This window comes from Microbacterium sp. Y547 (assembly GCF_057669785.1).
In genome coordinates this window covers 1-671 of sequence record NZ_JBYHFN010000020.1, presented here as the reverse complement: position 1 = coordinate 671, position 671 = coordinate 1, and the positions used below count along the sequence as shown (strand labels likewise).

The 671-nt window shown below is 67.2% G+C and carries 1 pseudogene; it reads right to left on the bottom strand.

Annotated features, from left to right (window positions below):
* Positions 1 to 159: 159 nt before the first annotated feature.
* A pseudogene (locus AC25Y0_RS12955) lies at positions 160 to 671 on the bottom strand (hypothetical protein); the annotation flags it as partial.

The following is a 671-nucleotide window of genomic DNA, read 5'->3' as shown; positions in this document are numbered from 1 at the left end:
AGCAGCGTGCCGAATGCCATCGCGCCCACACGGGTGGCAGTCATGTTCTTCATGGGTATGTTCCTGTTCTTCGGGTGATGGATCCAGTGATCCGGGATGTGTATATCTGGTTGCGGGGTGGGGGTGCGTCATCGCACCCCCACCCCGCTGGGGTGTTGATTACTGCGCGGTGACCGGGAACGCGCCGAACGGCGCGGTCTTGGTGTCGGTCACGGTTTCGCCACCGATGGTCCACGTCATCGAGACCGTGGCCTCGCCGGCGGGAGCCGACGCGAGGCGGGTGTTCAGCGACACGGACACCGTCTTGCCTGCGGCGACGTTGGTGAACGTCTTGGAGCCGTAGGGGGTGGTGATGACGATGTTCGCCGGGACCTGCTCGTTGTTCGTTGCCGACACCGAGAGGTAGACCTTGCCGGCGAGGGTGCGCGACTCGGTGGTGGTGTCGAACGTGGTCAGCGAGTCGGCGAGCTCACGCAGCGCGTCAGCGGCAGCACCGGGGCCGGCCGCGACAGCGGCAGCCTCGAGCGCGGCCTTCGCCTGGTGGGGGCCGTAGCCCTCAGCAGCAGCGATCTGCGAACGCACCGTTGCCAGCGCCTCGCCCGACAGCGTGCCCGCACGCTCAGCCTGGTCCACGAACGACTTCGCAACCGCGTAGCTCGCAGCGTGCGAGA